The 14,894-nt window shown below is 59.2% G+C and carries 8 protein-coding genes and 3 pseudogenes; 3 read left to right on the forward strand and 8 right to left on the reverse strand.

What is annotated here, in order from left to right:
* Nucleotides 1–78: 78 nt before the first annotated feature.
* Nucleotides 79–1,992, reverse strand: a complete 1,914-nt coding sequence (locus KY499_RS00300) for a glycosyltransferase (protein ID WP_219886004.1) — start codon at nucleotides 1,990–1,992, stop codon at nucleotides 79–81.
* A gap of 283 nt (nucleotides 1,993–2,275) precedes the next feature.
* A complete protein-coding gene (locus tag KY499_RS00305) occupies nucleotides 2,276–4,393 on the reverse strand; it encodes a glycosyltransferase (RefSeq protein WP_219886005.1) in 2,118 nt (705 codons plus the stop codon).
* A gap of 298 nt (nucleotides 4,394–4,691) precedes the next feature.
* Between KY499_RS00305 and KY499_RS00310 the strand changes: the two genes are divergently transcribed.
* Together KY499_RS00310 and KY499_RS00315 are read left to right on the forward strand one after the other, a co-directional pair.
* Nucleotides 4,692–4,880 (forward strand): hypothetical protein, encoded by a 189-nt coding sequence (locus KY499_RS00310; RefSeq protein ID WP_219886006.1) that lies wholly within the window; start codon nucleotides 4,692–4,694, stop codon nucleotides 4,878–4,880.
* A 475-nt stretch (nucleotides 4,881–5,355) separates the two neighbouring features.
* Nucleotides 5,356–6,703, forward strand: a pseudogene (locus KY499_RS00315) (UDP-glucose dehydrogenase family protein).
* A gap of 259 nt (nucleotides 6,704–6,962) precedes the next feature.
* On the opposite strand, the pseudogene KY499_RS17960 reads toward KY499_RS00315, so the two are convergent.
* A pseudogene (locus KY499_RS17960) lies at nucleotides 6,963–7,334 on the reverse strand (glycosyl hydrolase).
* Nucleotides 7,335–7,671: 337 nt separating this feature from the next.
* Entirely contained in the window at nucleotides 7,672–8,553 is an 882-nt protein-coding gene (locus KY499_RS00325) for a glycosyl hydrolase (protein WP_219886873.1), read from the reverse strand.
* A gap of 946 nt (nucleotides 8,554–9,499) precedes the next feature.
* Between KY499_RS00325 and wecC the strand changes: the two genes are divergently transcribed.
* The gene (gene wecC / locus KY499_RS00330; protein ID WP_219886007.1) at nucleotides 9,500–10,813 is read left to right on the forward strand and encodes a UDP-N-acetyl-D-mannosamine dehydrogenase; all 1,314 of its coding nucleotides are present in this window, start codon (nucleotides 9,500–9,502) and stop codon (nucleotides 10,811–10,813) included.
* A 292-nt stretch (nucleotides 10,814–11,105) separates the two neighbouring features.
* On the opposite strand, the gene KY499_RS18655 is transcribed toward wecC, so the two are convergent.
* The 4 genes and pseudogenes from KY499_RS18655 to KY499_RS00345 all read right to left on the reverse strand — a co-directional run bounded on the left by KY499_RS18655 (nucleotide 11,106) and on the right by KY499_RS00345 (nucleotide 14,647).
* Nucleotides 11,106–11,291 carry a transposase gene (locus KY499_RS18655; protein ID WP_375141152.1) on the reverse strand — a complete coding sequence of 62 codons (186 nt, stop codon included), beginning with the start codon at nucleotides 11,289–11,291 and terminating at the stop codon, nucleotides 11,106–11,108.
* Nucleotides 11,221–11,619, reverse strand: a pseudogene (locus KY499_RS00335) (transposase); the annotation flags it as partial. The pseudogene KY499_RS00335 and the gene KY499_RS18655, both read right to left, overlap by 71 nt.
* 67 nt (nucleotides 11,620–11,686) lie before the next feature.
* Entirely contained in the window at nucleotides 11,687–12,976 is a 1,290-nt protein-coding gene (locus KY499_RS00340; protein ID WP_219886008.1) for an ISL3 family transposase, read from the reverse strand.
* Between the two features lie 312 nt (nucleotides 12,977–13,288).
* A complete protein-coding gene (locus tag KY499_RS00345; RefSeq protein ID WP_219886009.1) occupies nucleotides 13,289–14,647 on the reverse strand; it encodes an IS110 family transposase in 1,359 nt (452 codons plus the stop codon).
* Nucleotides 14,648–14,894: the final 247 nt, after the last annotated feature.

Here is a 14,894-nt window from a genome sequence, read left to right on the forward strand (position 1 = left end):
GCTGCAGTCTCGTCTTGTCCTGCGAGCTGCTGCCGTCTATGAGGAGCTTTGCGTAGTCTTGTCGGACATCTCCTAGCATTACCGTTGACTCCTTCGCTGGCTGCCGCTTACGCCGATGAGGATCTCCCGCCAGGCCTCTACAACTCTGCTGGCCTCATAGGCCGTGGGGAGAACTACATCATGTCCGGTGTTACCTTCCAGGATCCGGCGGGCAGCCTCACCGGAGTCACCGACCACGAGGTGAGCACCCCAGATTTCTGTTGCACCCGGCCAGTCCCACACCACGGGGTTAGTGCCTGCTAGTAACGCTTCACCAACGGCCATGTGGAATGACTCGAAGTCCGATGGGGACAATAGATGGCCAACCATGGTGAACCAGTCATTGACGTCATCGCCGGGTGGATCAAAGACTACGCTGTGGGCGAGCAAAGGTGAACTATTTATTCTTGCCAACACGCTGCGATAGAACTGAAGTTCTTCGTGTCGGGACGATATCCATCCATACTCCAGAGGATGTTTTCCCTTAACTCTCAATTGATATCGATTATCCGATGCGCGGAGGACTTCAAGCACGTCTAGCGCTCTGTCCAATCTCTTCCTCGACGGTACGGCGCCGATCAACCCTAAGGTGTATTTTGCGTCCCCCGTCTTCTTCTTTGGGTAAAACCGTTCAGGATCAAGATAGTTGGAAATCACAGATGTCCGGTTTTCCGGAAAGCCAAACGCCTCTTGGCCTTGCCGACGAACTATATCGCTCACGTAACTGATGTGGTCGATCCTGTCCCATTTAGATCTTGCTAGATATGGAAGGGCCCGCTCTTGAAGGTGGAACCGAGCGACGAGGCTCTGGTGCGGCAGTCTCATGTGCGAATACCATTCCAAATTCCCAAGAGCCCATTCGCAAAACACTATATCGGCACGAGCTAACTTGCGTTTGCTTTGATCGGTATCATGCTTGGCGTGCCCTGACCACTCATCGACCTGGAACTTGAAGTCTCCGCTGGCCTCGAGACAACGCTGCAGGCCGCGAAAGAACTTGAGATCGTGACCGGCGACCAGGACATTGAGAGGCTGCTCACGGACTGCTGCCCGGGGAAGAAGCTGCCGTGGGCTCAACTCGAGCCACTTCTTTAAGGTCTCAACTCGATTGCTGAACGTGTGGTCTATAGCAACGGTACACAGGCGGTCAGCGGAGGCTTGGGCGACCTCGTCTGAGGTAAGTGCCAGTTCAAGCTTGGCCAAAAACTCACTGGCACTGTTGGCGTACAAAGGATAGTCAGTTCCCAGAAGCGACTCGTGCAATGGATTGCGGTTCACGATGGCAGCGCAACCCGCCGCACCGTATTCGAGCAGTTTGGTCGAAAACTCTAAAGACGAGTCCATCGACTCCGCACGCCACGAAAGACCGACTCGCGTACGCCGCATTTCCTGCTGCAGTTGCTCACGGGATATGGCGCCTTTCCATTCCAATCCAATAGTCTCACTGAGGGCGGTCTTCATTTTCCCGACAAAGTCCGGCGAGTCAGCGTTAAACTTATCGCCAAAAACTCGAAAATGGGAGCCGGGGATCCTCTGATGCACTTTTTCCCACTGTTCTGCCATCTCCAGTGTGTTCCAGGCCGGCTTGAATTTACCGGCGTACACAGCCGTAATTTCTCGGTTGGCAATCGGTGGGCTATCCGGTGAAAAATCGGGTACAAGAGGAGCATAGGAGCACAGCTTGTTAGTGTCGATGTCGGGAACGAGGCGTGTCCAGAGATTGCGGAAATCCTCGGTTTGACACATGATTCTCGCTGCACCGTGGGCAAGTTGAGTCACTTGTTCACGTTGCTCGGCCGAGTAGTCCTGCAGAACCTGCGGCATGTCCGTTAGGTAGAGCCAGCTTTTCTTCAGCAACCAGGGGCGCTTAAGCATTTTGACGGCTATGTCGAAGCCCCGCACGACGATGACATCGTAGGATTGGGTTTTGTTAAGTATCCGTGCGGCTTTCACTAGACTCGCTGCGTCCCTCAGCCGGGTGCTAAACAAATCCCCCTTAAGTCCAAGAACCTTACTGCCAACAACCAGAGAGATATTGGGTTCATTAACGAGAGCGCCATAGAGCTCGAACCTTCGCGGTATGCTTCGCGTTAGGAGGTCGACTGTTGCTACACCGGTTCTCGCTAGAAGGAGAGCCAGGGATTGAGCCCACACAGAAGAGCCGTCAATGTAGTTCAGATCGGGGTTTGCGCAAATTAGTACGCGTCGATTGTCCAAGCTAGATACTGTTCCCATCCTATAAAGCAGTGCCTGGTGAAAATTCTGAAGAGTCGGCAAAGAAAAGACCGTCGTGTGTCACGAGATGGTCCTCCGAGTGAGCCCAATTTTGGCGAAAGATTTCTGGCCGCCAGATTGAACCGCTGAGGTACCCACTTCCATCGTAACTAAAAGCATCTTGTTCTAGTGATTTCCCCCATCCTGCACCTCCAGGTTGATATTGGGATGCGTTCACAAGGTCACGCAAGTAGTGACGACCATAATGGTGCCGTGTAGAAACCTGGCCCATGAGACTGAATCCGCTTTCTTCTGCGTCAAGAGCAATAACGTTTGCGACTCCAGGGGCGACGGGCGAAATTCGTTCACTAAAGTGTTCAGGGGTATAACCGGGACTTACCTCAGCTAAAACCTTAAAGTTACGATATGACTGATTGTCAGCAAAGGCATTAATTGTCTGAAGATCTGAATCGTCAACAATTTTAGTCTTGAACAGCACTCCGGGACTGGTGTCTGTCTGTTTACCGACTCCACATATTCTGAAGATGTCATTTGCGCGATGAGCGTAAGTATGGTGTGCAAAAACTTCACGAATTCCTGCGAGGCTTCTGCGCCGCCACTCTTCATCATCATTAAGTAGGACATCGAGTGCCTCCCGAGCCTCGCTCGGGGAATCTACTAACCAGACCGCTCCATCGGAAAAGAGTTCCTCTATGCCCAGGGCGTAGGTGCTGATAACGGGTGTGCCGGAAGCCATTAGCTCAAAAACGCGCCGTGAGAACATGGTGGGTGAGTTTGTCACTGAATTCACGTTTAGAAAGACTCTATACTTCGCATACTCCCGGCAGAGTTCTAGGTAGGGTAGCCCTCCCTTAACACTTCCGGAGAATTCGGCGGGGAACGGAAATGTGCCAGTTCCATGGTTGCGGTCGAAAATGTCGAGTCCACTGCCGAGAGCACTTTCCAGCAGCCATTGCATCGCGCTGCCTCTCTCGGCATGCCGATTGCCGTACCAGCTGCCGGCAAATGCCGCCTTAGAAATTCTACCGGTAAGTGGTTTTGGCCTATGGAGCGCAGGCTGCGCTGCAAAAGGAAGAGCATGGACGCTGGCCTTACCTGTCTTTTTCTTGTACGAATCAATCATGTTGGCGTCGGTTGTGAAGATGTGGTCAGCTGATTTGGCGGCAGCCATAAACTTGTCGTGATGCACCGGATCTTCCTTATTCCAGAAAACGGACGGTACACCGTTCTCGCGGCCCCACCGAGTCATTTCGCTCAATTCAGATCCTGGGGTGACACTGTAATTACCGACACGGTACTGCCAGCTACGTCCTTTGCCTTTCCATGCGCTTTCGACAAATATCAACTTTGGCTTGTACTTTTTCGCTAGCGCGAGCCAGTTGTCCGGGCGTGGTTGAAGTAAATTCAGATCGTGCCCGAAGCAGCCTTCCGTAAACTCGTCCATGACGGCCATGGTCAGTGGACGTGAATCAATCCTAGGCTCTGGCCATCCTCCGACGCTCAGCGATTCTGCAGGTGTCAATTCTGCGTCACGTGTAAATGGTTCCAAGGGCACCAGTTCTTCGACAACGCCTCTTATAGGCTCGAGTTTCTTGTCGAGCTCTTTCGCCCATTCCGCGTGTCGCCAAGAATTGTGTCGGATGGTCGATTGCACTGCTGCCTTTTGTCCGGATATTCGTTCTTCGAGGGCAGTCAAATAGTCCTTGTTCCGCCAAGAATTGTGTCGGACGGTCGATTGCACTGCTGCCCTCTGCCGGAAAAGTCTTTCGTCAAGGGCAGTTAAATAGTCGCTGCTCCGCCAGGAATTTTCTGTCATCAGCGACTCTATGGCGGTGAGATGCTCCGCGAGATGCTGATCAATTGTTTGGGACATTTCGTAGTGCAAACGTTTATGCCGAGCAGTCGCCTGGATTGTCTTGAGGCGGAAGCTCATGAAGGCACCTAGCCCGAGGCCCACAATGCTGGCTTGTACCGAAAGAAGTGCAAACATTAGCCCTGCACCGGGGTTATCCCGCACGAATGTTAGTAGGGCCAGTATTACAAAAATTGCGCTGACCGCGAAGGCTGCCACTGCATAGCGGTGGCGCTTCAGGCTGCGCATGACGTACTGATTCGCCACAAAAACTCCTTGTCTCCAGGCGACTGTTTGACGCCCCCGATTCATGTATAATAGTGTACCCAATAATTAGTTGTATGACTGACGCATGGAGCCGCGTTACGCCATTTGAGAGCACTGCAATGTTCAGTTGCGATGCATGGCGTGCGATCCAACGACCGTCCTACCCGTGACTCGTGCCAGGGTCACGGAAAATTCGGCGCCATAGGCCTCTGATCTGCGGTTCCTCGTTGCTTGCGAGGCATTTTTGGTTACTAAGAACCTCTGGGAAGGTAGCCATCGGAGGATGGTTTCGCAGTTCGTGCGCAAGATTACTACGGCCTCCGGTGCTGTCGCGGTCCATGTCGTAGCGAAGGGCCGGGGCCGGGTTGTTGAGATCGATCATTTGGGATCGGCCCACTCCGATGCCGAGCTGGAACTGCTGCTGGAGCTCGCGCGCGAGAGGCTCCACCCGGGCCAGAGGACACTGGATCTGGGCCGGCTGCACTAGGTCCAGGCCCGCACCGAAGACATAGCGGACTGGACCACGGCCAGGCAGATGCCGATCGCCAGCCCTGGTGGCCTGCCGCGGTTGGCGGCGGGCGCGTGGTCACGACCGCTTCGCTGCCGCTCTGGAAAGTCCTCGCCGAGGCGTACGCCCGACTGGGATTCGACACAGTCGGAGACGAGGTGTTCGAATCTCTGGTGCTGGCCCGGATCATCAAACCCACTTCCAAGCCGATGCCATCCGGGTCCTGGAAGAGATCGGCGCCGACACCCCATCCTTGCGGACAGTCTTTTTGCCTGCAGCGCTGCAACGAGCAGAACTGCGGCCTTCTGGCCAATGCGTGCCTGGCCCTACTCGTTCCGAACCGCAGGGACAAGACGCGGACAAGAAACCGGGCCGTCCGATATATAGTAGACCCGTTTGGTTGCGCCATCTGCGCCCAAGACAACGAAATTTACTGCAGCTACTGGGGAACCCAATGACACTACGTATGACTGTGATCGGCACCGGATATCTCGGCGCCACCCATGCGGCCTGCATGGCAGAGCTCGGCTTCGAGGTACTCGGGGTTGACGTCGACAAGGAAAAGATCGACAGCCTCAGCCGTGGCGAACTGCCCATCCACGAGCCCGGCCTGCCGGAACTCCTGCGCAAGCACACGGCCTCTGGCCGGCTGCGCTTCACCACCTCCTTCGAAGAAGCTGGCGCGTTCGGCGACGTGCACTTCATCGCCGTCGGCACCCCGCAGCGGGCCGGCGAGCACGCTGCCGACATGACCTACGTTGATGCCTCCGTCACAGCCATTGCCCGAGCCGCCACCAAGAACGCCTTGATCGTGGGTAAGTCCACCGTGCCCGTTGGGTCCGCACGCCGCCTCAAGGGCGTCGTCGCCGAGGAATCCCGCGATGGCGTCACGGTGAACTTCGCTTGGAACCCCGAGTTCCTGCGCGAAGGCTTCGCAGTGGAGGACACCCTGCGTCCGGACCGCCTGGTCATCGGCACTGACTCCGAGGCCGCCGAAAAGACCCTGCGGGAGGTTTACGCTGACGCCCTCAGCCGCAACACCCCGTTCATCTCCACCGACTTCGAGACCGCCGAGCTGGTCAAGGTAGCCGCGAACGCCTTCCTGGCAACCAAGATCTCCTTCATCAATGCCTTCTCCGAGGTGACCGAGACGGTCGGCGGCAACATCCGGACCCTGGCCGACGCCATCGGGCTCGACGCCCGCATCGGCCGCCGGTTCCTCAACGCCGGCATCGGCTTCGGCGGCGGCTGCCTCCCCAAGGACATCCGCGCCCTCCAGGGCCCGGGTCTCCGAGCTGGGGTTGGACAGCACCATGCGCTTCCTCAACGAGGTCGACGAAGTCAACCTGCGCCGCCGGGACCGCGCGGTGTACGTCGCCGAGACCCTGCTCGGCTCGCTGGAAGGCAAGAAGGTCGCCGTCCTTGGCGTCGCTTTCAAGCCCAACAGCGACGACGTCCGGGACTCCCCGGCCCTGGACGTGGCTGCTCGGCTCTATAACAGCGGCGCAGACGTCAGCGTCTACGACCCGGCGGCCAACGCCAATGCGTCCAAGCGGTACCCGCGCCTGAACTATGTCGATGCCCTCGCGACAGCAGTCGCTGACGCCGACCTCGTGATGCTCCTGACCGAGTGGTCCGAATTCGTGAGCATCGACCCGGCAGAGCTGTCCGCCGTCGTGTCCCACAAGCGGATCGTCGACGGGCGCAATGTTTTGGACCACGACAAGTGGACCGCGGCAGGCTGGGACATCATTTCCCTCGGCCACAAGAGCGAACTGCTCGAGGTTCCCGCGGCCCAGTAGGACTATCCGTGCAAAACAGTTCAGCCCGGCTCCTCAGCGCGATTGCACCGAGGAGGCGGGCTGATGTGTTTGCTGGCCAATTAGAGCGAGGCCCAGAGCCTTCCCGTTGAGGTCAGGATGCCGCCCTGTGATGCAGGGCGGACGAGCGCATGATCGGATCCGTGGCGGACCGGGTCTTCCAGACAAAACGTTCTACGAAGGGCATGGCCCGCATCCCCGCCACAGTCTCCCGAATAATTTCCTCGGTCTCTTTCCTGCCTTACCGTGGCGGAATCGATCTAGTGGCAGCCCAGTCAGCCACTGCAGGCTCTGTTACCCAGATCGGTTTTCCGTACTTTTCATACAGGGCGGAGACTTTGCCGAGGAAGCTCTCCGCGATAGGCCAGGCGTAGACGAGCATCGTCATGAAATCCACGCGCCCACCGGTCTGGCCGGCCTTCTTCATGAAATCCTCGATCCAGAGACGCGTCGGGTTGAATGTCGCCAGGGATCCAAGCCGCAGACCGGTGGCCTCCAGCTGGCGTCAATGCTTGATGGCCTGGTGAACGGACATGTTGGCCTGTGACTTGTGATCCGGCTCGTGGAAGCCAAGGCGGTACTTGGCGTTCGTTTCGGCCAGTTGGGCCTGCATCTTTCCGATGGCGTCCAGCTCCAGCAGCCGCCGGGCGTCCTTGATGATCGGTATAAAGGGCGGATTCGAGGAGAGATAATAGGTTGATTCTCACCGGTAGTACCAGCCGACGTTGAGGCTCCGAGAAGGGCGCCCGGCCCGGCCCGGCCATGGCTGCAAGCAGAACGGCTAGAAATTTCCGGCCATCCATAAATACCTACCTTTATGCACCGTAATGTGAAACGGGTAAACCATTGGGTCGGACGGGCGCAAGTAAGAATTAGCACTGGCATGCTGCGGCGATTCGGTTGCTCGGCGGATGCTGCGCCAATCCTGAGTGTGGTGGCGCCGGGCTTCTCTAGAGAGACTTGTACAGCTCGCCGGTAGGGGAGAGCGATCCGTCTTTCATGAAGAGCGCCGATTTCCCCATAATCGGATCGTCATGGGCCCGGGTCTTCCATGCGAAGCGCTCTACAAAGGGCATTTCGCGAAGGCCAGCCACGGTTTCCTCCATAAAGGTGAGGATCTCGGACTCCGAGAACCGGCTTGGAGACGAGGCCTTGGCCTGCCAGTCGGCCACGGCAAACTCAGTGATCCATACCGGCTTGTCATAGCGCTCGTGCAGGCTCTGCACCGCCTTCAGCAGGGAGTCCGGGTTCGGGGGCGTATAGGAATGCATAGCCACAAAATCAACGCGAAGGTCCTTGGCCGCGGCTTTGTCCATGAACTCCTTGAGCCAATCGCCCAGGGCCTGGACGGGAGCTGGTGAGCCAAGCCTCAGTCCTGCCGCCTCCAACTGGGGCCACAAGTCGATCGCCTGGTCGACAGACATGTTCGCCTGCGCGCGATGGTCCGGCTCGTTGAATCCAAGGAGCTGGGTTGCCCTGGAATATTGGATTTCCGACTGTATTCTCTCCACGGCGTTTCTGCGGAGGCTGCCGCTTCCCCAAACCATAGGAACGAATTCAGGGCCCGGCCGTGCGGCCGGATAGCGCTCGCCCCAATTGTAAAACCAACTCAGATCCAACGAATTAAGCTGCTCAAGCGCAATTCGCCTAGAAAGCGATATGCCGAAGCCCTTGCGTGCCCCCGGCGGGATAGAGGGGATCGGCCGAATGGAGGGGGTCGGCGAGCCGGTGGGAACCGGCCGGAGTGTTGTGATGGACGGTGGGGGCGCGTCTGTTGACGTACATGCAGACAGGGCGCCCGCGGCGGCCGCAAGCGGCAGCGCTAGGAACATCCTGCGGTCCACGTGTTGGTCCCTCCCGTGATATGCCTTCGGCGACTGCCGTCACAGATGTCAGACCGGAGCCGCGAGAACGAGCGGTCGAACATGGGCCGGCAAATAGCTAGGCATCATTGTCTCACGTAGACGGACGTGCGGGGTTTTGTGAGTGCGTTCACAAATACGCACTTGTTAGCTGGGGAATTGGCTTAGTGAGAATGCAGTCAGAAGGATTTGACCGGTTAGATAAGGAATCCCCATTCCTGAGCCTTGTGGCGGAGGAATTTCAGCTCCGCGGCACGAAGCACGGGGGTGAGCTCGCCCAGTGCTGAAGATCGCCGACGGCCGGTCTTAACGCGGGGTCATGCTGCTCGAACAGACAAGCCCGGACGGGTACTGCGCCCATGGGGGCCTCCAGACGTCGTCGCGCTCCAGCGTGCCGCGGCTGATTCCATCCATCTGCGACATCCGCATTGAATCATTGAGGAAACGGTGGAGCCCCTGTTGTGAATCAGACCATCCCTTTTGACTACAACTTCTACAGCTTCCGCGGCCAGGTGGGGACCCGGCGCCCGGCACCTAACGCCTGAGCAGGTCAGGTAAAGTGGCGGCGCGGGGTTTACGTTATGTGATCCAAATCATAGGGCTGAAGGCCGGTTCGGCTGCCCTATCAAGGACTTGGTAGTCTAGGGGCGGCTTGCATGTCATATTTCGAGGGGGGCGAACGGGCACACTAAGCTCCGCGTACAATTGAGCGTTGGCGCGTCGACTGCCAGGGATCGTGGGCCATTTCAGGGGACCTGCCTCAGTTTTGCGGTCTATTCCGTCAAGAGTTTCCACTCCGCGAGTGTGCGACGTCGAGGCATTAGCTGATGACGCCTCGATAATTGAATTGCTAGTTTTCAGAGAATGAAATTTATTTTTCACGCGGCATACCGTGTGTCAATTTGGAGGAACGGAAATGTCAACCAAGATTAAAAACGTTGCAGTAGTCGGGTTGGGCTATATCGGTTTGCCCACTGCCGCAATCCTTGCCACTAACGGCCTGCGGGTTACCGGTGTCGACGTCAATCGCAACAATATTGATGCTATTAATCGCGGCGAGGTACCGTTCGTTGAACCTGATCTGGCAGTTCACGTTGCTGGAGCGGTGACTCAGGGAAACCTTCGCGCGCAGCTGGAAATGCCCGAGGCCGAGGCCTACATCATCGCAGTACCGACGCCTTTCAATGAAGACAAGACGGCGGACCTTTCCTATGTCGAGGCCGCTGCCCGGGCTATTGCTCCCAAGCTTCGCGGCGGAGAGCTTGTGGTTCTCGAATCAACCTCACCCCCCGGCGCCACGCAGCACCTTGCGGACTACCTCGTCGGTCTGCGCCCAGATCTTCGGACGGACGACGCCGCGAGCTCAACTCCCGAGGGACTTCTCCATGTTGCGCACTGCCCAGAGCGGGTTCTCCCCGGCAGGATCATGATCGAACTGGTCACCAACGACCGCATCGTGGGCGGGATCACTCGACGTGCAGCCGAAATGGCGAAGGGCCTTTACAGCGTCTTTTGCCAGGGAGCAATCTTCTTGACAGATGCCACCACCGCCGAGATGGCCAAGCTGGTGGAAAACTCATACCGCGACGTAAATATCGCATTCGCGAATGAGCTTTCAATCATTTCGGACAAACTGGGAATTGATGTCTGGGAACTGATCTCCCTGGCTAATCACCACCCCCGCGTCAATATCCTCCAGCCCGGTCCCGGAGTCGGTGGGCACTGCATTGCAGTCGACCCGTGGTTCGTCGTTGCGGCAGCTCCTGAGGAAGCCCGACTTATCCGCCAGGCAAGGATTACCAACGACTCGAAGCCTGACTGGGTTGTTCGCAAGGTTGAGGAAGCTGCTTCCACACTTGGTCGTCGGCCGGTCATCGCGGCGCTTGGACTCGCGTTCAAGGCAAACATCGATGACCTTCGGGAATCTCCAGCTGTCAGTATCGTCGGCCAACTGGCAGATGCGTTGCCTGAGGCTAAGATTCTCGTAGCGGAACCCCACGTCAGTGACTTGCCGGCCGCGCTCGACACCCGCCAGAAAATTCAGCTCATGGATGTGCACTCGGCCATCGACTGCGCGGACATCGTACTTGTATTGGTCGACCATGATGAATTCAAGGAGATCTCTAAAGAGCTTCTTGAGGGGAAAGCCGTCGTCGACACCCGCGGCATCTGGAGAGGCCACGCTGAGGTATCAAAGACGGAGAGCGCACTCTTGGTCGGCGGCCTTTAGACCGCATTTTAAAGGAATTCTTGAGGCGTTAGCGATCGGGCTGTAAATTGGACGGCGAGGAAATTGACATCTTGGAAATGCACTAAGGAATTATAGAGGCAGCCATTTTCCAGGACGTCAAATCCAATAGCTTCAATCTGAGCTCCTGAAAGCCTACCGACGAGAGAAGCGGACTCTCGACGCAGGTGAGCCCGTCGACGGGGAATTTCATGCCTCGGTCCTGGCAGAGCGAGGATCGCTCTGTCAGGACCTCGAAACTGCCGGCAGGAAGCTGGTTGGTGAACCTTCGCGTCTAGGCATGGTTGGTGTGTTTGATTCGGTAGGGGCGGTGGCCGCCGGCTGCGAGTAGGCACCTGAGCCGGTAGTTGGTGAAGTTGCGGAAGACTCTGGCGATTCGGCGGGTGGTTTCAATGACGCCGTTGATTGCTTCCGAGGGTCCGTTGGAGGCGCCGTTTGTGTCGAAGTAGGCGAGGATGATCGCTTTCCATTGTTTGAGTGTGCGGCCCCAGCCGGGAGACTTCCGGGATCGGGCACGTCGGGAATGAATCGATGACTTCGTTGACGAGTTTCCTGCCTCGTTCCGGTCTGGCGTCGTAGATGTTGCGGAGCTTTTGGTAGCACGGCCAGGCCAGGGTGACTTCGTGGTCCGGGTCCCCAGCGGTGAGTTTCGCATCCAGCCGGGCGGACTGCTTGTCGGAGAGATGTTCGGCGCCGATCTTCAGGGTCCTGCGGACACGAAAGAGCGGATCTCCCTTGCAACCGCGGTGTCCGAGGGTACCTTGCTGCACGGGGCGGCGGACTTCGTCGACCATGGCTGATCCCAGTTTGACGGCTCTCCGCGGTTCGTGGTGAATGTTCTGCCGTGATGGGTGTTCATGCCGTTGTTCTGGCGGCACTGCGCAACAGGATACGCGTTTTGTAGTTGCGTGCGTTGGTGAATCCCCGGCCTGTCCTTTTGATGTGTTTGATCGCGGTGTTGTTGGCTTCGACTTTCGCCGTTGTTGCGCCGGTGACTATGAGGACTTCGATCTCCTTCCACCACCGGCAGATCGTGCGCCAGAGCCGGTTCGTTTCCGGCTGTTCGGCTCGCTCAACCAGACCCTGCAGACGGTCTTTCGCGGCGGCCGCGTCGGCGAGAGAGCCGGTGGCGAGCAGCGTCCGGAGCTGCTCTTTCACCAGCCACGCAGCTTGCAGTCTTCCCGTGGCGTCATCAGTGGCGAACACGGTGCTGAGCCTGTGTCGTGCCCGGTGCGAGAGTGTGTCGCCGCCGCGCAGGAGCAGTCGCCGGTTGGCCCAGACCGGGTCGATGGAGCGTCCCCGACGGCCGTGGACCTGCTGGGTGAGGCGTTGCCGGACTTCGGTGAGCATGTGGTTGCCGAGCTTGACGAGGTGAAACGCGTCGACCGAGACTGCGGTGCGCGGGAGCCACATCCGCAGGGCCTTGCGGAACGCGGCGGAAGGGTCGATCGCGACGACCTGCACGCCCAGGCGCCATTGAAGTGGGCGGGCGAAGAGCCATTCTCCGACGCCCTCGCTGTCGCGGCCGTCTACGATCCCGAGAACTTGTCCGGTGTCGAGATCGACGATGGTGGTCATCCAGGGTTCATAGCGTTTCCAGGCCTGGGTGGCCGGGTCGCGGAAGAAACGAACGGAACGGTAGCGGTGTTCGTCGATGCCGCGCATCCGCGGGGCGAGGGCATCAACATTAGGCAACGTCAGCGCCGCGGAGTCCAGGGCCTTTTGGACCAGCCACCATGAGACGCCGAACGAGGAGGCTGTCTCCGCGGCTGCTCTTCCGGATCCGATGACGGCGGCTACGAGGGCGTCACGGAGCCGGCGGGTGGACCGTGCCCGGCGCGGGACCTGGGCGGTCTCCTCGGTGAATGTCCAGCGCGGGCACAGGTACTCATCGCAGAAGAATCTCCGCTTGATCCAGATCACTTCGACTGGGCCGGCGACGGGGATGTCGCGCAGCCGTTGAGACCGGCGGGAATGAACGCGGGTGCTGATCACGCCGCAGGACGGGCAGCCGGCCTCGGCGGTGGCTTCGACACTGATTCGGCGCTGCCCGAAGGCGAGGACCTCGGCGTCTGTGACGCGGTAGTCGGGCAGGTTGAAAATGGCGGTAGCAGCGTCCGGACGCTGGGCAGTAGGCTCGATCAAGGCTCGTAGCTCCTGACGGTTGATGAATGCGTAGAGAACATCCATCACAGCAGGGCTACGAGCCCTTCAGCTTTCAAGACACGGAACCCGTTTCACCATGAACCACGGAGAGATTCCCTAACGCTTGTCAAGCCTTTTTTGGCTCTGGACGGCAGGCAGGCTGAATGCACCGTCACCTGTGTTCTGCGGTGGCGGCAGAGCTGTCCGTCCCGGAAGGGCCCGTTGCCGGCCCGCTGTTGCCCAGGCTGGTGGAGGGGGGCGAAAGCACGGTCTGTGGCTTGGCGTCGTCCGGTATCGGTGGGGTGCTGGTAGCTACCGCGTCAGGCGTGCCCGTTTCGCTTCGACCGTGTGGGACCGTGACTGGGTGCGCTGTTTTGGCGTGACGGTATAGCGGGAGGCGATGAGCTCTTTCGCGGCCCGTTTGGTGACCGGTTGCCCCTCGACGTCGCGGAGCTCATACATCTGCCCGGTGGTGAGGGTTTTCCAGGTTCTTTCGGCGAGTTTCCTGGCGACCGCGATGGTGGCCTGGGTGTGGCAGTGGCCGCGTTCGGTCATCAGCCGGTGATAGAATGCGGCCAGCTGCGGGTCCATGGTCCGGGCGACGCTGCCGGCCTGGTAGAAAGCCAGGCGCAGGGGCGCCGGTCCTTCCTTGCTGATGGCCCGGCGCGACTGGTTCATCGTCCCGGAGGACCAGTTCGAAGGGGTAATGCCGACATAGTTCGCGGCCTTCTTGGCACTGTCGAACCCGGATCCGTCACCGAAGTAGGCGCGGATGCAAGGACCGATTGCCGGGCCCACGCCAGGCAGGGACAGGGTCAGCGGGTCATCGCCGTAGAGATGCTCCCACCACTGCCGTGAATGCGACGTGAAGCGATCCACCCTAGCCCGGGATTCCTGCAGGTCAGCGAGGTGCTCGGTGACATCGACGGCCAGCGCGTCCAGGTCCAGGTGCCCGTCCCAGAAATCCGCCCATCCCCGGGCCGCGGCCTTGATCGCGGTGGCGCGGGAGGGTGTGTCGGCGACGCCACGGGTGTGCTCGGCGACCACAGCGGTCAGGGTCGCAGCGCGTGCCGATGCCAGGGACCGGAGGTGGGGCCAACGGCCGAGCACGGCCAGTGCTGTCGGCTCGGATCCGGCGAACGCGGTCCACACATCGGGAAAGGCCCACCGTGCCAGCGACAGAAGTCGCCGCCAGTAGCGGTTGCCGTCAATGACGGCGCCGGCCCGGCGGACCACGGCCCGGCGCAGCGCCAGCTGTCCCGGGGATGCCAGGACCAGCGGTGGCGGGTCGAAGATCTCCCCGACGTGGGTGAGGACCTCGGAGTCGATGACGTCGGATTTATTCTTGCCCATGATGGCTCCGCGCAACCGCGAGGAGTGGCGGGCGCCGATCATTTCCATCTGGCCGCCGGCCCGTTCGACCGCGAGGGCCAGCGCCAGCCAGGTCATCGATGTCGGTTCCACAACCGCCGTTAGCGGCGCTGGAACTGCGGCCAGCCGCGCCGAGAGCCTCTCCAACCCGGCCAGTGTCGGGTCGACCGTGAAACGGCTCAGGTGTTCAGTTCCGTCATCGAAAAACTCCCGGACCGCGATATGGTGCCGTGCCGTGATGGCCGCGTCGATACCCGCTACTGCCCGGATGATCTCCGCGGGTTTATTCTGATTTTGCATGATGGTTCTCCTCCTCGCATCGAATACGTGCGATGGGACAACCCGTCGTTGCCGGTCCACCAGCCGAGTCACCAGGCCGGGCTTCCCCATCCTTGGGGAGAACCGTCATGCGCTAACCCGAGCGCCGACGGCGACCTCCCTCACACGCCCGCGACTGCTGAGGAAGCGTCGGATACAGTTCCCGCGCTTGTGAGTTATCCGGTGCCTGCCCGGACGAAAGCCGGTGCTGCGCACCGTTCTCTTCCGG

The organism is Arthrobacter sp. PAMC25284, assembly GCF_019443425.1.
Classification (GTDB): Bacteria; Actinomycetota; Actinomycetes; order Actinomycetales; family Micrococcaceae; genus Arthrobacter; species Arthrobacter oryzae_A.